The organism is Peribacillus sp. YIM B13481 (genome assembly GCF_042787985.1).
Classification (GTDB): Bacteria; Bacillota; Bacilli; order Bacillales; family DSM-1321; genus Peribacillus; species Peribacillus simplex_A.
Window position 1 is genome coordinate 23,292 of the sequence record NZ_JBHZPE010000019.1, and the last position, 19,910, is coordinate 43,201.

Annotated in this window: 17 protein-coding genes and 3 pseudogenes; 19 read left to right on the plus strand and 1 reads right to left on the minus strand. The window is 41.1% G+C overall.

From position 1 onward, the window contains the following. The first annotated feature begins 2 nt into the window (after positions 1-2). The 19 genes and pseudogenes from ACFX4X_RS12860 (at position 3) to ACFX4X_RS12950 (ending at position 18,480) form a co-directional block, all read left to right on the plus strand. Positions 3-1,121, plus strand: coding sequence for an NADH-dependent flavin oxidoreductase (locus tag ACFX4X_RS12860; protein WP_377383925.1), 1,119 nt, complete (start codon positions 3-5; stop codon positions 1,119-1,121). Next, positions 1,112-1,366 (plus strand): annotated as a pseudogene (locus tag ACFX4X_RS12865) (family 1 glycosylhydrolase); the annotation flags it as partial. The gene ACFX4X_RS12860 and the pseudogene ACFX4X_RS12865, both read left to right, overlap by 10 nt. A gap of 658 nt (positions 1,367-2,024) precedes the next feature. Then, positions 2,025-3,064 (plus strand): annotated as a pseudogene (locus ACFX4X_RS12870) (SulP family inorganic anion transporter); the annotation flags it as partial. A 141-nt stretch (positions 3,065-3,205) separates the two neighbouring features. Continuing rightward, positions 3,206-3,631 carry an STAS domain-containing protein gene (locus ACFX4X_RS12875; RefSeq protein ID WP_377384005.1) on the plus strand — a complete coding sequence of 142 codons (426 nt, stop codon included), beginning with the start codon at positions 3,206-3,208 and terminating at the stop codon, positions 3,629-3,631. Between the two features lie 84 nt (positions 3,632-3,715). Continuing rightward, a complete protein-coding gene (locus ACFX4X_RS12880; RefSeq protein ID WP_061462155.1) occupies positions 3,716-4,129 on the plus strand; it encodes a MerR family transcriptional regulator in 414 nt (137 codons plus the stop codon). Positions 4,130-4,357: 228 nt separating this feature from the next. Beyond that, positions 4,358-5,872 (plus strand): carboxylesterase/lipase family protein, encoded by a 1,515-nt coding sequence (locus tag ACFX4X_RS12885; protein WP_377383927.1) that lies wholly within the window; start codon positions 4,358-4,360, stop codon positions 5,870-5,872. A gap of 100 nt (positions 5,873-5,972) precedes the next feature. Next, positions 5,973-6,197 (plus strand): hypothetical protein, encoded by a 225-nt coding sequence (locus tag ACFX4X_RS12890; protein WP_377383929.1) that lies wholly within the window; start codon positions 5,973-5,975, stop codon positions 6,195-6,197. Between the two features lie 389 nt (positions 6,198-6,586). Then, positions 6,587-6,884: pseudogene (locus ACFX4X_RS12895) on the plus strand (kynureninase/PvdN C-terminal domain-containing protein). A gap of 1 nt (position 6,885) precedes the next feature. Continuing rightward, complete coding sequence (locus tag ACFX4X_RS12900; protein ID WP_089364712.1) at positions 6,886-8,247, plus strand: amino acid permease; 1,362 nt, start codon at positions 6,886-6,888, stop codon at positions 8,245-8,247. Positions 8,248-8,264: 17 nt separating this feature from the next. Further along, positions 8,265-9,110 carry a tryptophan 2,3-dioxygenase gene (gene kynA, locus ACFX4X_RS12905; protein ID WP_377383931.1) on the plus strand — a complete coding sequence of 282 codons (846 nt, stop codon included), beginning with the start codon at positions 8,265-8,267 and terminating at the stop codon, positions 9,108-9,110. A gap of 475 nt (positions 9,111-9,585) precedes the next feature. Next, positions 9,586-10,239, plus strand: a complete 654-nt coding sequence (nadD, locus tag ACFX4X_RS12910; RefSeq protein WP_284471414.1) for a nicotinate (nicotinamide) nucleotide adenylyltransferase — start codon at positions 9,586-9,588, stop codon at positions 10,237-10,239. Positions 10,240-10,518: 279 nt separating this feature from the next. Continuing rightward, positions 10,519-11,550 (plus strand): sulfate ABC transporter substrate-binding protein, encoded by a 1,032-nt coding sequence (locus ACFX4X_RS12915; RefSeq protein WP_176432051.1) that lies wholly within the window; start codon positions 10,519-10,521, stop codon positions 11,548-11,550. A gap of 75 nt (positions 11,551-11,625) precedes the next feature. Next, the gene (gene cysT, locus ACFX4X_RS12920) at positions 11,626-12,456 is read left to right on the plus strand and encodes a sulfate ABC transporter permease subunit CysT (protein ID WP_375166307.1); all 831 of its coding nucleotides are present in this window, start codon (positions 11,626-11,628) and stop codon (positions 12,454-12,456) included. Positions 12,457-12,465: 9 nt separating this feature from the next. Continuing rightward, positions 12,466-13,353, plus strand: coding sequence for a sulfate ABC transporter permease subunit CysW (cysW, locus tag ACFX4X_RS12925; protein WP_377383935.1), 888 nt, complete (start codon positions 12,466-12,468; stop codon positions 13,351-13,353). Between the two features lie 10 nt (positions 13,354-13,363). After that, entirely contained in the window at positions 13,364-14,428 is a 1,065-nt protein-coding gene (locus ACFX4X_RS12930) for a sulfate/molybdate ABC transporter ATP-binding protein (RefSeq protein WP_089364718.1), read from the plus strand. A 520-nt stretch (positions 14,429-14,948) separates the two neighbouring features. Beyond that, the gene (locus ACFX4X_RS12935) at positions 14,949-16,304 is read left to right on the plus strand and encodes a C40 family peptidase (RefSeq protein WP_483878232.1); all 1,356 of its coding nucleotides are present in this window, start codon (positions 14,949-14,951) and stop codon (positions 16,302-16,304) included. 207 nt (positions 16,305-16,511) lie between these two features. Further along, positions 16,512-16,958 carry a hypothetical protein gene (locus ACFX4X_RS12940; protein ID WP_061466005.1) on the plus strand — a complete coding sequence of 149 codons (447 nt, stop codon included), beginning with the start codon at positions 16,512-16,514 and terminating at the stop codon, positions 16,956-16,958. Further along, a complete protein-coding gene (locus ACFX4X_RS12945; RefSeq protein WP_089364719.1) occupies positions 16,946-17,245 on the plus strand; it encodes a YxcD family protein in 300 nt (99 codons plus the stop codon). Before ACFX4X_RS12940 ends, ACFX4X_RS12945 begins: the two co-directional genes overlap by 13 nt. Positions 17,246-17,502: 257 nt before the next feature. After that, the gene (locus ACFX4X_RS12950; protein ID WP_377383942.1) at positions 17,503-18,480 is read left to right on the plus strand and encodes an aldose 1-epimerase; all 978 of its coding nucleotides are present in this window, start codon (positions 17,503-17,505) and stop codon (positions 18,478-18,480) included. Between the two features lie 41 nt (positions 18,481-18,521). Here ACFX4X_RS12950 and ACFX4X_RS12955 read toward each other — a convergent pair whose 3' ends face one another. Beyond that, a complete protein-coding gene (locus tag ACFX4X_RS12955; protein WP_061462169.1) occupies positions 18,522-19,910 on the minus strand; it encodes an amino acid permease in 1,389 nt (462 codons plus the stop codon).

Here is a 19,910-nt window from a genome sequence, read left to right on the forward strand (position 1 = left end):
GCATGAACCAAAAATACGAAAAGATCTTTCAACCATATAAATTTCCATCAGGGGTAGAAGTGAAAAATCGTATCATGATGGCTCCTATGACCACTTATTCTTCGGATGATCAAGGTGTTGTAACCGATGATGAACTGGCCTATTACGCTGAACGCTCGGCTGGTGTAGGTGCGGTGGTCACGGCATGTGCCTATGTATCTGCCGGAGGAAAGGGATTCCCAGGTCAATTTAGTGCAGATGACGATTCATTTATCCCATCTTTGAGAAAATTAGCGGAAACGATTCAGTCTAATGGGTCAAAAGCGATATTGCAAATATATCATGGAGGCCGGCAAAGTCCTCCGGAATTATTGCCTGATAACCAACCTGTTTCTGCAAGTGCCATTGCTTCCAGCGAGGAAGCACCTGTACCGCGGGAAATGAATGAAGATGAAATACAAGACGTTATTAAGGCATTTGGCGAAGCAACAAGAAGGGCCATCGAAGCAGGTTTCGATGGTGTGGAAATCCATGGTGCCAATACTTACTTGCTTCAACAATTCTTCTCGCCACACTCGAACCGCCGTACAGATAAATGGGGCGGAACATTGGGAAAACGATTGATTTTCCCGCTTACCATTGTGAATGAAGTCGAGAGAACGGTTGCCGATCATGCAGAAAAGCCGTTTATAATTGGCTACCGCCTTTCTCCTGAAGAAGGCAGCAATCCTGGAATCACTTTAGATGATACGATCCAATTCGTTGATAGATTAGCGAATCAAAACCTGGATTATCTACATATATCGGTAGGTCACTTCTGGAATGGCTCATTCCGTGAGAGTGATAGGACAAAGTCGCGCATCGTTAAAATTTTCGATAAAGTAGGTAATCGTATCCCGGTGGTCGGTGTAGGTTCACTGCATACACCCGATGAAGTTGCAGAAGCCATGGAAACGGGTGTCCCTTTTATCGCCCTAGGCCGTGAACTTCTTATGGAACCGCATTGGATTGAAAAAATCAGGTCTGGAAAAGAAGCGGAAATACGGACTACCCTCTCAAAAAAAGATCAGGATGAACTGGTCATTCCAGATCCGCTTTGGGAAAAGTTGATCGGGATAAAAGGTTGGCTCCCGGTGAAATAGTGGATGTTCCCCGTATTAAATATATTGAGGAACACTTAAAAGTGATTAAGCGTGCAATCAAAGAAGGCATCCATATAAAAGGGTATTATGCATGGTCTGTCATTGATCTATTAAGTTGGTTAAACGGGTATAAGAAGCAATACGGATTTATTTACGTGGATCATCATGATCAGTTAAAACGAAAAAAGAAGCTGTCGTTTCATTGGTATAAGCATATTATCGAGACGAGAGGGGAAGAGCTGTAAATAAAAAGAAAACCTCTTGATTTCAATCAAGAGGTTTTCTTATTTATAAGGTAATGATTGAATGCATCATTTAGTCGGACTAAGGTAAGAGCATGTTTGAGCAACCTTTTCAAACATGCTCTTTCTATTGTTCATTAATCAAGGTTCCTGGTCTTAATTTGATCCAAATTAGTTTCAAAACTACACCATGAGCTGAATGGGGAATTAGTCGAAAGGTCAAACCTCCTGATTCCTAGTCTAAATCTCCGGCTTCAAATTTACCAGACTGGAAGTATGGTCCCGGATTGTAATGTAAATGTAAAAAGATGCAAAAAGTTGTAAACAAATGTTAACGTTACTAACAATGTACAGTTTTACGTTTTACTGTATAATGTTGGAGCGTGGCAAGAACCATGTCAAATAACCTTACAAAAGGAGAGTGCATATGACGATTATTCCTTAGTTTTGGAAAGGCCCCCCGCATGCTTGTAGTGAACGAATCAGTCCCGTTGAAAGGATAGTATCCTCTACAATAGTTAATTTATTTTCGATCGTGTAACTCCCTCTAAAATGAAAGAATGTCATTTTTCCTGATGATGGTAGATTCCAATCTTAAAAAACGAATAAGGATGTGAGTTTGAAAAAGATGATAAAAGATTCTAGATTTCAAGGATATAACATGAAGGGTTTTCAAAAAGACGTAACGGCAGGATTGGTTGTAGGTGTTATAGCCATTCCTTTAGGATTGGCTTTTTCAATTGCTTCAGGCGTCGAACCGATATACGGGTTATATACGACCATCATAGCTGGAATTCTCATATCGATTTTGGGTGGCTCCAAGTATCAAATTGGAGGACCAACCGGGGCGTTTGTTCCTTTATTATTTGGAATCGTTATGCAATATGGGTATGAAAGTCTGCTAATTGCCGGAATTTTAGCGGGAATGATATTAGTCTTGATGGGTCTTCTTAAGTTAGGCAATTTGATGAAGTTCATTCCCCGTCCAGTAATCATTGGATTTACAACAGGAATTGCGATAATAATCTTCTCGGGGCAAATTGCCAACTTCTTTGGTATGAAAGTGGAAAAACATGAAGCATTCATGGATAACATGAAGGAACTGGTGATTAAAGCAGACACGATCAATATGTATAGTGTGTTTGTTGCGATCATATGTTTTGTCGTCATACTGCTGGCACCTAGACTCCTGCCACGAGTGCCAGGACCGCTCCTGGGTCTGCTAATATCCACAATGGCAGCTTACTTTTTACTTCCCGATAAGGTGGCTACAATTGGTTCCACGTATGGGGCGATTCCGAAAGGTTTTCCTGAATTCCAAGTGCCGGAGCTTTCAGTGGAGATCATTATCACCCTCCTTCCCGTTGCTTTTACCATTGCCTTGTTGGGCGGTGTCGAGTCATTTTATCAGCTACAGTGGCCGATAATATGGGGGGAACCAAGCATGATAGTAATAAGGAATTGGTTGCCCAAGGGATTGCGAACATCACGACTCCATTCTTCGGTGGGATACCGGCAACAGGTGCTATTGCCAGGACAGCTACCAATATAAAAAGCGGGGCAGCCTCCCCGATGTCCGGAGTCATTCACGGAATTGTCGTTTTACTGGTTTTGCTAGTACTTTCTCCATATGCAGCGCATATACCTTTGGCTAGCATGGCGCCCATATTGATGTTTGTTGCCTGGAATATGAGTGAAAGAAAGGAATTCGCTCATGTATTGAAAACGAAGACGGCGGATACGACGGTTTTGCTAGTCACCTTCCTCATCACTGTCTTCACTGATTTAATCATGGGAGTGGGAATCGGCTTATCGATTGCATTCATCACCTTCATTGCAAAAATGAGCCAAACGTTAAAGGTTAGGGAAAGAAGTCATGAGATCACTGAGATTGTTCCAATTGATAATTCGGATTCAAAGATCAACGTGTATAACTTGGAAGGTCCCCTCTTCTTTGGTTCGATAGACGTCCTGGAGTCATCGATATTGGCGAACCTGGATAATAAGACGAAAGTGTTGGTATTAAGCATGCGCCGGGTAACATATATGGACACTTCAGCAGAGGCTGCACTATTGGCGATTGTTAATCGAATCGGAAAATATAAGGGGAAATTAATCATTTCCGGAATCCAGCAGCAACCAAAGGAATTGTTACTCAGCACTGGTTTGTATCATAAGATAGAAAAACAGCACTTTTTTAAATCGAAAGAAGATGCCCTGTATTTTGCCAAGAAGCAGTTGAAGGGCAATTCTGATAAAGTAGTCTAATAGATTCATCCTCGAGGTCACCTTATAGGATAGTTATGTTATAGTATCGTTAACAGTAGATTTTAAAAGAAGGTGACTATCTGGGTGAATGTATATCGGATTGGCCAGCTTGCTGAACTTGCGAATGTTTCGAGGAGAACCATTGACTATTACACACAATTAGGAATGCTGAGCTATGAAAAAACTGGGTCAAGATATCGATATTATACAGAAGATGCTCTAAATCGTCTTCAAATGATTAATCGGTATAAAGAACAGAATATGCCGTTGACTGAAATCAAGGAACGGTTACTTGTTTGGTCTGAATCCACTGTTGATTCTGAGCAAGTGCTCTTGATGGTGGACAAGATATCTACAGACCTTAAAGGACTGGAGAACGAATTGCTTGAATTAAAGCCTTTACTGGAACAGCTCGATGAACGGCAGTTAACATATGCTGCAAAACAGCTTTCCGTTCGGGGTAGCTCTTTATTGAGCATCATTGCCATGTTCTCTTAAGATTTTGCCAAAATAAGACCTGATTGGGTCTTTTTTTGTCCTTTTATTTACATGGGTTAATATCCTCAATAACGTTTTCAAATCCTAGGCATGACTTTAACTTTTATATAAGATAGTGGTACTTTGTTGGAATGGCCAAATAATCTTTTTTCGATAAAGATGAAGGATACTGGGGAATGGAAAAAGAAGAACATAAGTATCTACGACTATATGAAGAGGTGAGAGTGAATGATTGGATCAATAGTAACGACGGCTAAAGGTCATCTTCAAGGCACTTTGGAAAACGATATTTGCGTGTGGCGTGGAGTCAGGTATGCGAAAGCGCCGGTTGATTCTCTGCGTTTCCGCTCACCGGAGCCCGTTGAGAATTGGAGCGGTGTCATGGATGCAGTGGATTTTGGTCCCATTCCCCCACAGCTGATGGATCGGGATGTAAGAACAGGAATGGCAGGAAATGAAAAAATGGATGAGGATTGCTTGTTCCTGAATATTTGGTCACCTAGAGCTGATCATAAAAAACGTCCGGTAATGGTGTGGATCCCTGGTGGAGCATATCTAACGGGAGCCGGATCTCTTGATATGTACAATGGACATTTATTGGCTAAGAATGGAGACGTAGTCGTTGTAAGCATAAACTATAGGCTGGGTGCACTGGGTTATTTGGATTTTACCGAGTTATCAGTTGATGGTGAAATATTCGAAACCAATTTAGGTTTACGTGATCAAGTGGCGTCTCTGAAATGGGTTAAAGAGAATATAGAAGCCTTTGGCGGCGACCCTGAAAATGTTACGATATTTGGAGAATCAGCGGGAGGGAATGCCGTAACGACCTTACTTACTGTCCCTTCTGCAAGGGGTCTTTTTAAACAGGCTATTGCAGAAAGTCCCGCTCCGACATCTGTTTACGGAAAAGGATTTGCACGCCAATTCAGTGAAAGGTTTCTTGAAATCTTGGGCATTGGAATGAAAGAAATCCATCGATTAAAAACACTTCCAGTTCAAGAAATTGTCGCGGCGTCCTACCAACTCTTACGGCAGAACTCACAAGCCTTGCCGGGTTCCCTATCATTTGGACCTGTCGTGGATGGTGACTTCCTGCCTGATTATCCACTAGATTCGATTCGATCAGCAAAAGCAAAGGGAATACCCTTGCTTATAGGAACAAATAGGGACGAAGCTACATTATTCGACCAGATGGATCACCCGTTAATCCCGACTAATCCAGAGATGATTCATAAAATGTTCGAAAATACTGATCCTGAGGCAAAAGAGCGAATTACGAATGCTTATTTGAACTACCCGGAAAAGGAGGCTTTGCTAGGCATTGGCCGTGATGCGACTTTCCATATTCCCTCGGTTTGGTATGCGGAGGCATACAGTCGCTTTGAAAAAACATGGATGTACCGTTTTGATTATAAAACGGCGGCAATGCGCATAAGTAAATTAGGGGCGACACATGGTATGGAAATTCCTTTTGCCTTCCAGACTTTTGACTCGTCATTGGGCAAACAGATTACTTCATATGGTTCCAGGCCAGCGGCTTTAAAGGTATCCAATAGAATCCAGGGCCATTGGGTCAACTTTGCTAAGCGTGGAAACCCAAATCCCCCGGAAGGTGAAGTATGGCCAAAATATGATGAAACCAATCACTACACAATGATTTTTGATAAAAAGGATTATATTGAAAAAGATCCTAACAGAATGATAAGGTTGGCATGGGAAGGAGTAGGGATTTACAAGTGAAATGTAGTGGATCGGAAGAAAGCGAGGAGAACATGGGCATCAATAAATATGTCAACGAAGTCATTGGCCCTTTTATCGAAGCGGGCTTTAGAAAAGTTTAATGAAGTCATTGGTGGATTGGAAAAAGCATGGAATCGATGGGTGGACGGACGGTGCCGAGCCCTGGATTTACTTTTTTGAGAGATTGGGTGAATTGAGCGCCCAATTGCTAGGGGCTGCATGTGATGAAGTGATAATGGCAGTGTTAACTACAGCTAATCTGCATCAGCTTGCGGCCACCTTTTTTGAACCAAGAGCTGGCAGGAATAAGATTTTGGCGGAATGATTTCATCTTCTTCATGGAATTTACCACCCCGGCTTTTCACCTGGGCTAAATGTGTCGAAGGATTCAGTCCATGTAATTGAAGCGGCTTTGTAGTGCATAGATATCACTGGGAAAGGGTAGATCTGCAGAGATGAACGAGGAAAAGCGTTCATTGTACTTTCGACGATCTTATATCGTAGCGGTCAGAGGTTAACAAAGGAAGCCCATGCGCGTATAATCGAGATTGGATTCATGCCTGTCATTCCGTGGGTGCCATTCCGCATCGGTTTGACAAGTGGGAAGTGCCCCCCCATATATTAAGCATAGGCCTTTTGGGCTCGCTAGAAATGATTACGGAAGTAGGAATAAAACAAGTCCGGAAAAAATCTTTGAGGTTGACTCAATATCTTATGGATTTAATCGATTCGGAATTATCGGGATACGGATTTGAAATTGGCAGCCCAAGAGATGAATCAAAAAGGGGAGGTCATATCATCCTTGAACATCAAGAAGGTCGCAAGAATATGTAAAACATTGAAACAAGACGCTATCATACCCGATTATCGTGAACCGAATATGATTCGTCTAGCACCTGTTACTCTTTATACCTCTTTTCAGGAAGCTTATGAAACGGTACAGGTCCTTAAAAAGATCATGGATGGCAGGTTATATGAAAACTATGAAAATAAAAGGGGAATCATTGCCTAGAATGGAGCACCATATGGAGAAAAGTAAACTGCAACGTGAATTATCATCGAATCAAATCACAATGATTGCCATGGGATGTGCAATAGGCACCGGATTATTTTTGGGAAGTGGCCTTGCGATTTCGACGGCAGGTCCAAGTGTACTGATCAGCTATGCAATAGGTGCATTCATTGTCCTTCTATTGATGGGCTGTTTGGCGGAAATGACTGTAGCTTATCCAACATCGGGATCGTTTGGAACCATTGCTGAAAAATATATAAGTCCATTTGCGGGTTTTGTTGTGAGGTATTCATATTGGATAGCGAATGTCCTGGCCATTGGTGTCGAAGTGAGTGCCATCGCTGTTTATATGAAATATTGGTTCCCGGATGTACCAGGAAGCATTTGGATTTTCCTTTTTGCTGCCTTGCTCATCTATGTAAATGCAACGAGTGTCAATACATTCGGGAACTTTGAGTATATTTTTTCAATGATCAAAATTAGCGCCATTGTCATTTTCATTCTACTGGGCGCCTACGTGGTGATTGGCGCCGAACCTTCAAGCGGGATCGGTGTAGAGAACTATGCCAATGATGGAGGTTTTATGCCTTTTGGGTTTTGGGGGCTTTGGGTCGCTATATTTATTTCTCTCTTCAGCTTCTTAGGAACGGAGTTGATTGCGGTTACGGCGGGAGAAGCAAAGGACCCTGATATTGCCGTCCCTAAAGCTTTGAAGGCAACTGTCTTAAGGCTTACCACTTTTTATGTACTGACAATCGGGCTCATGTTACTAATTGTACCCTGGCAATCCGCTGGTATTGATAAAAGCCCATTTGTTAGGGTGATGGAAATCCTGAATATTCCTGGAGCATCGGGGATAATGAATTTCATTATTTTAACGGCGGCTTTATCTGCAATGAATAGTCAATTATATGCCTCCACCAGAATGATATTTTCATTATCCGAGCAAAAGCAGGCTCCAGCCCTATTTCAAAAAGTAAGCCGGAAAGGAGTCCCGATAAGGGCCCTTCTCATATCCACTTTGGGCATATTTCTTGCTGCAGGAGTAAAGGTTCTTCTCCCGGATACTTCATATGCATTCATGATGGGGGTATCGATGTTCGGTGCCATTTTAACCTGGTTCATGGTGTTCATCTCCCATTTATTTTTCAGAAAGAGGTGGGAGAAATCAGGGGGGCGTAAATTACCGGTTAAAATGTATGGCTTTCCGTATTTAACGATTCTTGGTGCATTACTTTTGTTTGCTTTGACGGTATCTACTTGGTTCACTGGCCCGTTTAAAATCGTTCTCCAGTTCGGTGTACCTTGGCTGGTCTTTCTTTGCATCGTCTATTTATTAATGTCGAAAATCAAAAGAAGGTAAAGGGAAAGAGGGATGGTATGGATAAGGGACCAATGGATAAAGATGGTTTGGAAGAAGGTATGGTAACTGATTTTGATAAGGATATGTCCTATGGGGACTACCTGCAATTAAATCAAATATTATCAAGTCAGCATCGGCTTTCCGGTCATCACGATGAAATGTTGTTCATCGTTATTCACCAAACAAGTGAATTATGGATGAAATTGATCCTCCATGAATTGACTGCAGCAAAGGACCATATTGAGGCAGGACGTTTGGAGCCATCCTTTAAGATGCTATCCAGAGTGGCTAGGATCCAACAGCAACTTATTCAATCCTGGAATGTGCTTTCGACCTTAACGCCATCTGATTATATGGAGTTCCGGGAGAAACTAGGAAACTCTTCAGGGTTTCAATCATTTCAGAACAGGTTGATAGAATTTGCGATGGGTCAAAAGAATCCGCAAATATTGGCCGTTTTCCGTCATCAGCCTGAGCTTTATGAGTCGATGAAAGCAACTTTGAATAAACCTAGTATTTATGATGCGGCTATAGGGGCATTGGCTGCAAGAGGGCTTCCTGTTGATGAATCGGTCTTGAACAGGGATTGGCCTGAAACCTATCGGGAAAATGCCAGTGTTGAAAGCGCCTGGCTGACAGTTTACCGTGACGTGCATAAATATTGGGATTTGTATGAGTTGGCCGAAAAACTCGTTGATATTGGAAGTCAGCAACAATTCTGGAGATTCAATCATATGAGCACTGTAGAGCGTATCATCGGTAATAAGACGGGAACGGGCGGATCATCCGGTGTAAGTTATCTGAAGAAAGTGGTCGAACAGCCATTTTTTCCTGAGCTTTTGACATTAAGGACCAAGCTGTAAGATTTGACTGGAGGGGAATATGCATGAGTCAATGGTTAGATATTTCCAGCACCTTAATGAAAGTTCGCGATATTGGCCTGGAGAAACGCAATATTCATTTTGGTTGAATTCATTAACGGAAGGGTCATCCGTCAACGTAGGGGAAATTCGGATGAGTACCCATTTAGGAATCCATATTGGATGCTCCCTTTCATTTTGATGGATAGGGAAAAAACATTACCGAACTTGATCTTGATTTATACTATGACCTTAGCCGTTTTCCTGAATAGATTCCACCGGTTGAAGTAAATCCAGCCAAAGCAACCTGACCCCTTTTTTTTAGGCTGAGGGATTCCTATCCTGGAAGGGCTTGTTCTTGACGAGGTGGAGTCTGGGTTGTACGATTTGGCTGCTTTGCCGCTTGCAATAGAAAGAGAGGATGGCAGTCCGGTCAAGGCCGTGGAGAAAAAGATAGGCTGATAAGGGGGATATGGGAATGGGCAAAATTGGAGTTTATGGATCTTCCTTCGATCCAGTCACCAATGTGCATTTATGGACAGCATCCACCATTGCGCATCGTGCTAAGCTAGACAAGGTGATTTTTTTGCCTTGTGCAAATGGACGTATCGATAAACAGATGAAAACGAGCAATGAACACCGTTGGGAGATGCTTGGGCTGGCAATAGGGGGCAACCCGTTATTCGAAGTTAGTGATTATGAAATTAATGAACGCGCTGGAATGAGTAAACAATATACTTGGTATACGATGGAATATTTTAAATCACGATATCCAAAGGATGAAGTTTATTTCATTATGGGTGCAGATTTACTTGAGGATATTGACAATCAGGAGTTACCGGTACACTTACGATGGAAATTCAGGGAAAAATTGATTGCCAATCATAAATTCATCGTCATGGCACGGGATGGGATCGATATGTTAAAAATCATATCGAAAAGTCCGTTGCTTAGGAATTATGATGATGGCAATACATTCCACCTAATAGATAAAGGCCTTTCAATGGAAATCAGTTCTACATATATAAGGGATGAACTTGCGATGGGAGGGGAGCCAAGATATTTACTGCCTGATCAGTGTTATCAGTATATTGTGGACAATAAGCTATATCAAAAAGAATCAAATCCTTAAGTGTTAGCTGGGGATGAATGGGCTCGATCTCTCCGTTGGATCGAGCTCCTTTCGTTTGGAAAATGCATTAACCTTATATACGTGAATAAGTTTAAATAAAGGACAGGTAAAAACAAAAACACAGTTGACAACTTGGTATACTTTGTTTTATGGTAATGATACATAAAATCAGAATATTCGCTGATCAGAGAACTGAAGGCATACTATCTCCTTGAATAAAATTAAGAAGGGAATAGTATGCCTTTTTTGTTGCAAAAAGTGAAAAACAGGAGGAAGTTCATGAAAAAATTGATGATATTGACAAGTTTGATATTGGCTTTCGGTGTACTCGCAGGATGCAACTCGGAAAAAACGGAAGGGGACGGGACATCAAAGCCAGTCGAGCTATTGAATGTGTCATATGATCCGACACGTGAATTGTACCAGGAATTCAATGAAGCGTTTGTGAAGCATTGGAAAGAAGAATCGGGTCAGGATGTATCGATTCAACAATCCCATGGCGGATCTGGTAAACAGGGCAGGGCCGTTATTGATGGATTGGAAGCGGATGTCGTTACATTGGCATTGGCCTATGATATTGATGCCATTTATGAAGCTAGTAACCTATTAGCGGAGGATTGGCAGAAACGTTTACCGGAAAACTCGACACCTTACACATCAACCATTGTATTTTTGGTGAAAAAAGATAACCCCAAAGGCATTAAAGATTGGGATGATCTAATCAAAAAGGATGTATCCGTCATTACACCAAATCCAAAGACAAGCGGAGGGGCAAGGTGGAATTATCTGGCTGCGTGGGCATATGCAGAGAAGAAATTCGGTAGTGACGAAACAAAGGTTAAGGATTTCATGAAAAAGCTTTATCAGAATGTTGAGGTTCTGGATTCAGGGGCACGGGGTGCAACCACCACTTTTGTAGAAAGGGGAATTGGTGACGTACTTATTGCTTGGGAGAATGAAGCCTATTTAACACTTGAAGAATTCGGTGATGACAAATATGAAATCGTCAATCCCTCCATCAGTATATTAGCAGAGCCACCGGTAGCTGTTGTTGACAAGGTGGCCGAGAAAAAAGGAACAAAGGAAGTGGCTGAAGCCTACCTGGAATACTTATATTCGGATGCCGGTCAGGAAATTGCCGCGAAAAACTTCTATCGTCCAAGGGATGAGAAGATACTCGCTAAATATGAAGACCAATTTGCAAATATCGATATGGTGACCGTTGATGATACGTTTGGCGGGTGGAAAAAAGCCCAAGAAACACATTTCAATGACGGTGGTACATTTGACGAAATTTATCAACCGCAATAAGCAGGGGGAGAAGATGGATAGACACATCTTCTCCTTCATAATAAGAAGAAGAGCTGGGGCGAAGCGATGAATATAATGACAGAAGGTAAACAGAAGAAAAAGAGGACTATACCCGGTTTTGGTTTGACGATGGGTTTTACGTTACTGTATCTATCCATCATCGTTTTGATTCCATTATCCATGGTTTTTCTAAACACATTTTCAATGGGATTTCAGGATTTTTGGGCGACCATAACTGAACCAAGGGTTGTCGCTTCGTATAAATTGAGTTTTTTATCAGCGTTAACTGCGGCCTTCGTGAACGCAGTTTTTGGCGTTTTAATTGCCTGGGTGCTTACTCGTTATGAGTTTCCCGGCAAACGGATCATCGATGGGCTGGTGGATTTGCCTTTTGCCCTGCCGACTGCTGTGGCAGGGATTACTTTGACCACTTTGTACTCACCGAACGGGTGGATTGGGCAATTTTTCAACTTTAAAATCGCTTTCACCCCTACCGGGATTATCATCGCCCTTATATTTATAGGCCTCCCATTCGTGGTGCGGATGGTTCAGCCGGTACTTGAAAATATAGAAAAAGGGATGGAAGAAGCATCTGCTTCCCTAGGGGCGAATCGAATGCAGACATTCATTAAAATTATCTTCCCGGAATTGATTCCAGCAATATTGACGGGTTTTGCACTTTCTTTTGCGAGAGCACTTGGAGAGTATGGATCCGTTGTCTTCATTGCAGGAAATATGCCATTTAAAACGGAGATTTCCCCGCTGATCATCATGACAAAGCTTGAACAGTATGATTATGAAGGTGCAACAGCGGTAGCAGCCGTCATGCTCATTATTACATTTATAATTTTGTTCACCATCAATATCTTACAATGGTGGACTGGCAAAAGATATTCAGGGAAGTAGGAGGGGGACATGTTGGAACATGATAATTCAGTGGTTGTAAATACGAATGATCCAGTCATTATAACGAGAAACACAACAAAAGAGCCTAAATCCATACAGTGGGTCCTTATTTCCATTGTATTGCTATTTCTGACTTTGTTTTTAGTTGTCCCATTAATCGCAATCTTTGTAAAGGCCTTTGAAAAAGGTGCTGAAGCTTATTTTGCGGCCATTGCACACCCTGATACATTGGCTGCAATTAAATTAACATTGATAGTTGTTCTCATCACCTTGCCACTTAATGCCATATTTGGGATAGTGGCTGCGTGGACAATTACAAAATATGATTTTAAGGGAAAAAACTTCTTAATAACGTTGATTGATTTGCCTTTTTCCGTTTCACCCGTCATTGCAGGGTTGATATTTGTCCTTCTGTTCGGCCTACATGGAACACTTGGTCCATTGCTGCAAACCTTTGACATTAAAGTGATCTTTTCAATACCAGGGATTGTCATCGCATCCATTTTCATTACCTTCCCATTCATTGCGCGTGAATTGATCCCGCTCATGCAAAGTCAGGGGACGTCTGAAGAAGAGGCATCACTCACGCTGGGGGCGGGAGGGTTTAAGACATTTTGGTATGTGACGCTTCCCAATATAAAATGGGGACTTTTATATGGAGTCATCCTTTGCAATGCAAGGACAATCGGGGAGTTTGGAGCCGTATCGGTCGTATCGGGCCATATACGGGGGATGACAAATACGATGCCGCTTCATATTGAAATCTTATACAATGAATATCAATTTTCAGCCGCTTTTGCCGTTGCATCCCTGATGTCCATTTTTGCAATCATAACCTTGGTCATTAAAAGTTTCATAGAATGGAAAACCGACTTTAAATCAACCAAAGCGAGTTAGGAGGAAGGAAATGAGTATCATCATTGAAAATGTTACAAAATATTACGGGTCCTATCAAGCACTCCAGAACATCGATTTGGAAATAAAGAGCGGGGAACTCGTAGCCCTTCTTGGCCCTTCCGGATCTGGAAAAACGTCATTACTGCGTATCATCGCGGGTCTTGAACAGGCAGAGAACGGAAAGATCCTCTTCAATGAAGAGAATTACACGCATAAGCATGTAAAAGATCGGAATGTAGGTTTTGTCTTTCAGCATTATGCCCTTTTTCGTAATATGACCATTTTTGATAATATTGCCTATGGATTAAAGGTCCGCCCTAGAAAAATAAGGCCCAGTAAAAAAGTGATTGAGCAAAAGGTTACCGAATTGCTTCAGCTCGTCAAGCTGGAAGGCTATAAAGATCGTTACCCATCCCAATTATCAGGGGGGCAGCGCCAGCGTGTAGCATTGGCAAGGGCGCTTGCGGTTGAACCGAATATTCTTTTGCTTGATGAACCATTCGGGGCATTGGATGCTAAAGTTCGAAAAGAACTTCGGCGTTGGCTAAGAAGGCTTCATGATGAATTCAATGTTACGAGTGTGTTCGTGACGCATGATCAAGAAGAGGCGATGGATGTTGCTGATCGGGTCGTTATCATGAATGAAGGGAAAATTGAACAGATTGGAACTCCGGAAGAAGTGTATGATCATCCGAAAAATCCATTTGTTTATGATTTTCTCGGCAGTGTCAATCTTTTTAAGGGCAACGTTCACCAAGGGAAATTGGTAACTGGGAATGTGGAAATGAATGCTCCGGACAGTGAAGATGGAGTGAGTACGGGTTATGTAAGGGCTCATAACTTTATAATAGAAAGAGAATCATCAGGAAAGGATTCGATTGCATCCATTATTGATCACATTCATACAATTGGCCCCATTGTCCGGATAGAAGTGATTCGCCAGGATACAAACGAACCGCTAGAAATCGAACTGACAAAAGAGCATTATATGAATCTGGAAATAAGGAAAGGTGAAAGGGTGTTTGTCCGACCAAAAGAATTGAAAGTCTTTGTCGACTATATGGCTGGAATTTAGCGTGGGTCGAAAATTGACGAAAAAACCGCTGAGAGCGGTTTTTTAGTTTTTAATGAGGATATTAGTGACTTCCCTATATGAAAGGTTATAAGCTGCCATCAGCTACAGAGCTGATATGCGGTTTGGATTTTGGTGAGTTTTTACCGCCAATAGTCTATGGTCCCTTGGTTCTAAACACTAGATAGAAAGTCTTGCATCAAAAAATGAAAATATTTATGTAAAATATTGGTTGGTTTATCACAGGAAAAAGTCGAATTTTTATATATTATGTTAAAAATGAAATGTAAATGTAACATTGTTATTACGTATTTGACAAAATCTGATGATATACTACGACTTAGGTAAAAACATAGAAGAGTTTCAGCAATGTATTCAATAGTATTACAACCTTAGAGGATTACATAATGAGTAAAAAAAATAGAGAAGAGTTCCCAGCAATTTATTTTGACTAATTATTTTTCATAGAGAAAAAGATGTGGGTCGATGGAAATGCAAGGGGAGGAAAGCAGGGGAAATGAGTTTGAAGAAAAAACTTATCGTTTTGAACACGACAATTATGCTAGGATTAGGAAGCGCTTTTGCCATCCCGTCGGTTAAAGCTGAATCTATCTCGGATATTCAATCGCAACGCACAGGAGTACAATCAGATATTTCAGAGGCAGAACAGGTTATTAAGGAATTGAAAAATGAACAATCGAAAATGAATTCCCAAATTGCCCAGATAGAAACGGCAATGAAAGAAAATGACCAAAAAATTAAAGACACTAAACAAGAAGTTAATGACACCGAAAAAGACATAGATTCTTTAAAGAAGGAAATTAAAGCTTTGGAAGAAAGAATCGCAAAACGTGAGGAAGTCTTGAAAGAGCGTGCCCTTTCATTCCAAGAGAGCGGTGGAGACGTTGACTACCTAGAAGTTGTTTTAGGTTCTAAAAGCTTTGGTGAATTCGTTAATCGTGTTGGAGCGGTAGCTACCATTGTGGAAGCTGACCAACAGATTCTTAAGGAGCAGGAAGCGGATAAAGCTGACTTAGAAAAAAAACAAGCGACTGTTGAGAAAAAATTGCAGAGCCTGAAGGATATGGAAGTGGAGCTTAAAGGCATGCAATCCCAAATTGCAGATCAAAAAGCAGAAACTGTGAAGATGAAGGCAAAGAGTGAAAAGAAGGAATCGGAAACAGCTGCCCTTAAACAATCTTTAGAGAATAAAGATGCAGGTTTGGAAGCGCAAATAGCATCCATTCGTGAAGATATCAAAAAAGAGGAAGAACGTAAAGCATCAGAGAAAGCAGAACTTGACCGTGCTGCTAAAGAAGTGAGTTCTTCAAATTCTTCTAGCGAAGAATCATCAAGTTCGCCTAAAGGTGAAGCATCTGCATCAGGTTCGTCTAAATCTAAAGGTGAATCATCATCTTCCAATTCATCTAATAACAGTTCTGCAGATAAGCCTGCAGCGAGTATAACTGAAACATCAAGTAAGCCAAGCAGTGCAAATACTGGCTCTGCAATTACAGCAGGCTATAAATATATCGGTAACTCCACATATAAATTTGGTGGCGGAAGAACGGCTTCCGATATTGCTAACGGCCGATTCGATTGTTCAGCGTTCGTTGCATGGGCTTATAGACAGGCTGGTGTGAACCTTCCACCAAGTACGGATGCATTGAAAAGCGCAGGACGTCAAGTATCTAAAAGCCAAATGCAACCTGGAGATCTAGTATTTTTCAATACCTATAAAACTGATGGGCATGTCGGTATTTATGTCGGCGGCGGCAAGTTTATCGGTTCTCAAAGTTCAACAGGTGTTGCTATCGCCAATATGGATAGTGGATATTGGGCAGGGGTATTCAATGGCCGTGTCGTTCGTGTAAATTAATAGTTCATTAATAAGCAGGGGAGTAAACGCTCCTGCTTTTTTTTTTATTTCTTTTAAAAAATATCCAGAAAAGTGAAACTTATTTTGATATTAAACGTAAATACTATAAGATAAAACAAGGGATAGGTGATGTGGACTTTCAGTAAATCTGGGAAGACATATAATGAAACGACATTCTATACTATTAAACGGAGGCAAAAAAAAATGATGAAAAAATTTATGGCAGCATTACTTACAATTACACTAGCATTCTCGCCAGTCGGCACTTATGTTTTCAAGGATCATTCGGAGTCAGTCGATGCAAGGGGTTACAAGTCTGGGAAAAGAAGCTTTAATAGCAACAACAATAATAAATCGATTTTCCAAAACAAAGAAACGAAGAAATCCGATGTCACTACCACTAATAAAGCAAAGACTGATACAAAAAGTGGGAAATCATTCTCTAAAGGCGGCTTAATGAAAGGAATTATGCTAGGTGGACTAGCAGGTTTACTTTTTGGTGGCCTATTCGCCAATATGGGAGCCCTTGGTTCTATACTTGGACTAATGATCAACGTGTTAGCGGTAGTTGCATTAATCGTTGTAATCCGTAAAATATTCACATACTTCAAAGATAAGAAGAAGAAAGAGGATCCAAACCCATGGAGAGGCTAAAGATTTCCGAACAAGATATCATCAATGCGGTTTGTGTTTACATTGCCCGTAAAAAGCAGGTAGAACCTAATGAGGTAGAAGTGGAGTTAATGTATGATGATGATTATGGCTTTTCGGCTGAAACGTTTGTAGATGGCCGGAAACAAGTGTTAATTACCATCAACTTGATAGAAGCGCTTCGCTCATGGCTCGATGAATATTTGAATATTGATCCATATTCAGGTATTGAACTTGTTTTGGATGATGAAGAGGGCATAGTGGCATTAGTAAGTGAAAGTAATCGATAATATGATAAAGGATGCCGTAAAAGGCATCCTTTTTTATTTAATAAGGTACCTAGTAAAGTAACGGTAGTCGAGCAGTGCACAGTAAAAAGTATAAAAGAGAAACAGAAAAATAGTAAAGCAAACTAAGCAAAATCCTAGATTACCAACACTTAATTCAAACAGGGAAATATTAAGAATGAAATATATTTTCCATTTGTTGCAAAAAGTGGTCATTGGAAGTAGGATGGATATATGTTCAAGCCAAAGGGGGAGAATAAGTGACAGGGTATATAGAGGATATCATTTTTTTAAATGAAAAGGCCATAAAGTTCGGCAATGCAAATGTGGAAGCGATGCTTGCACCATCTTTAGGCAGCAATCTGCTTTCGTTGAAGTACAAGCGAAAGGATATTGAGGTGCTGCGAACTCCGGATAGTTTGGAAGAGTATAAAAAGGACCCGATTTTATACGGTATGCCAATCTTGTTTCCTCCCAATCGAATTGAAGATGGTCAATTTACATATAAGGAGAATACGTATAAGTTTCCAATCAATGAAATGGGAAAATTCAATCATATTCATGGTCTTTTGCATGACAAGCCGTGGCGAGTCTGCAAAAAGGAAGTGAACGGGAACGAAATCGTCATTAATACTGAATTTTCAAGCAGTGATTTTACTAATCTAAAAGGTAGCTTCCCACAAGATATCACTGTGAATATGTCTTTGTCTTTAATGGATGATACATTGGATATCCAATTGGAAATCACCAACAAGGGCATTGAACCCTTTCCGTGGGGAGCAGGTTATCACACTGTATTCAATTTTCCATTTGGACCAGGGAGCAAAATGGAGGATTGCAGAATATCACTTCCCGTCAATAAACAATGGGAGTTGAATGAAAGGTCATTGCCCACTGGTGAAATTTATGAAACGGCCAATACGTTGGAAATCCAAAATGGATTTAGCTTGGAAGGTCGGCGGTTTGATGATCTTTATGGCTATGATGAGGAAAGTGCTCTGGAAAACGAGTGTGTTCTCACTGATCAAGATGCTGGCATACAAGTCATTTATCAAGGCGATCAACGTTTTAAGTTTTGGGTATTGTTCAATCAGGAGGGGTTCGTCTGTCCGGAACCATATACATGGGTAACGAATGCTCCTAATCTGGATTTATCGGCGGATTTGACTGGATTGCGGGAGCTAAGCTCAGGGGAAACGGTTCTGCTGAAGACTAGACTGATAATGAAAGAGGTATAAATAAAACACCTTGGCACTTTTGAATGCCAAGGTGTTTAAGTTTATGCTTTCTTTCTCATCCAGAGTGGGTATAGAACGATTCCAAATACATATAAGGCAATGCCAAGTATGAATGTATTCATATCGGCTGTACCGGTCTTGATGACCCAGATCGAGTAGACTAACGCTAGGATGGTGATGATGCCATCACGTACCCTTGAGCCTTTCATGATGTCATATGTTTCACCAGTCATGACTAACTTTAACTGGTACAGAACTGATGCAAGATAAGGAATCAAGTAAGCGAGTGTTGCGACAATCATTGAGAATTTATAAGCTTCCAGGATCGTTCCCGAAATAGTGGAGAATAAGAATATCTGTGTCATGATATTTGTTATTGTCATAGAACGGACGGGTGTTCCATTTTTGTTTGCCTTTGCAAAGTAGGCCGGAAACAGATCTGATTTCGCTGCCTGGTAAGGAACTTCAGATGCAACGACAATCCATCCGATTGTTGATCCCAATAAGGAAATGACGGCAAGAGCGGCCATTAAATACGTGCCGCTTGAACCAACTATAGCTTGTAGTGCGTCAACAAGTGGCTTTTGGGATATTTTCAAATCATCTTGAGATATGGCACCCATCGTCAATAAGGTAATGCCGATATAAATGGAAACAGCGATAAGTAAACCAAGAATCGTCGCTTTCTTTACATCATTTTGTGACTTAGCACGGTTTGAAAGCATGACGGCAGCTTCAATACCGATGAAGGCCCATAATGTTGAAATTGCAGCAGCATTCACTTGAGCACCTAAAGAGATGGCTGAACCTGCTTTATCATAAAATTCAGCACCGTTCCCCAGATTGGAAGAATCGAAGATGAATATCGTGATAATGATGAAAAATAAGAATCCAAGCACTTTGGTAACCGTAGCAAAAAGATTCAGTTTTCCAGCACTGTTAAAATTTCTTACCAAGATTGCCTGGATCCCCCAAAGTGCAATGGAGCATACCGCAAATGTTAGTGCTTTACCAACTTCGAGATCAAATGAACCAGCAGTATAAATCACTTTGGTACTATGCATGACCGGGAAAAATGTTGATAGGTAACCAGCAAATGAAATGATGACAGAAGCTGTCGCAGCCCAATTTGCAGCCCAATAACCCCAAGCCATGCTATATCCTGAAACCCTTCCTTTAGCCGGAGATTTAAATAATGCTTGAGCATAACTTTGAGGTCCAGCCTTCAAATCCGGTTTCCGGACTGCCAAGTTACCAAACACCAGAGCTATTAGAAAAACTCCCAGTCCAGTAACCACCCACGCCAATGTGGCCCCTAATGGGCTGGATACTTGTGCTAATTGAGCAGGGAGCATGAAAATTCCGCCGCCGACCATATTCCCGATTACGAATGTGGTCAAAATCAATAAACCCCATTTTTTATTTACCAT

Bases quoted from the DNA above. Each gene is read 5' to 3' on its own strand.
- ACFX4X_RS12860 (WP_377383925.1), top strand. From the start codon at position 3: ATGAACCAAAAATACGAAAAGATCTTTCAACCATATAAATTTCCATCA.
- ACFX4X_RS12875 (WP_377384005.1), top strand. From the start codon at position 3,206: ATGAGCCAAACGTTAAAGGTTAGGGAAAGAAGTCATGAGATCACTGAG.
- ACFX4X_RS12885 (WP_377383927.1), top strand. From the start codon at position 4,358: ATGATTGGATCAATAGTAACGACGGCTAAAGGTCATCTTCAAGGCACT.
- ACFX4X_RS12890 (WP_377383929.1), top strand. From the start codon at position 5,973: ATGAAGTCATTGGTGGATTGGAAAAAGCATGGAATCGATGGGTGGACG.
- ACFX4X_RS12900 (WP_089364712.1), top strand. From the start codon at position 6,886: ATGGAGCACCATATGGAGAAAAGTAAACTGCAACGTGAATTATCATCG.
- kynA (WP_377383931.1), top strand. From the start codon at position 8,265: ATGGATAAGGGACCAATGGATAAAGATGGTTTGGAAGAAGGTATGGTA.
- nadD (WP_284471414.1), top strand. From the start codon at position 9,586: ATGGGCAAAATTGGAGTTTATGGATCTTCCTTCGATCCAGTCACCAAT.
- ACFX4X_RS12915 (WP_176432051.1), top strand. From the start codon at position 10,519: ATGAAAAAATTGATGATATTGACAAGTTTGATATTGGCTTTCGGTGTA.
- cysT (WP_375166307.1), top strand. From the start codon at position 11,626: ATGACAGAAGGTAAACAGAAGAAAAAGAGGACTATACCCGGTTTTGGT.
- cysW (WP_377383935.1), top strand. From the start codon at position 12,466: ATGTTGGAACATGATAATTCAGTGGTTGTAAATACGAATGATCCAGTC.
- ACFX4X_RS12930 (WP_089364718.1), top strand. From the start codon at position 13,364: ATGAGTATCATCATTGAAAATGTTACAAAATATTACGGGTCCTATCAA.
- ACFX4X_RS12940 (WP_061466005.1), top strand. From the start codon at position 16,512: ATGAAAAAATTTATGGCAGCATTACTTACAATTACACTAGCATTCTCG.
- ACFX4X_RS12945 (WP_089364719.1), top strand. From the start codon at position 16,946: ATGGAGAGGCTAAAGATTTCCGAACAAGATATCATCAATGCGGTTTGT.
- ACFX4X_RS12955 (WP_061462169.1), bottom strand. From the start codon at position 19,910: ATGGTAAATAAAAAATGGGGTTTATTGATTTTGACCACATTCGTAATC.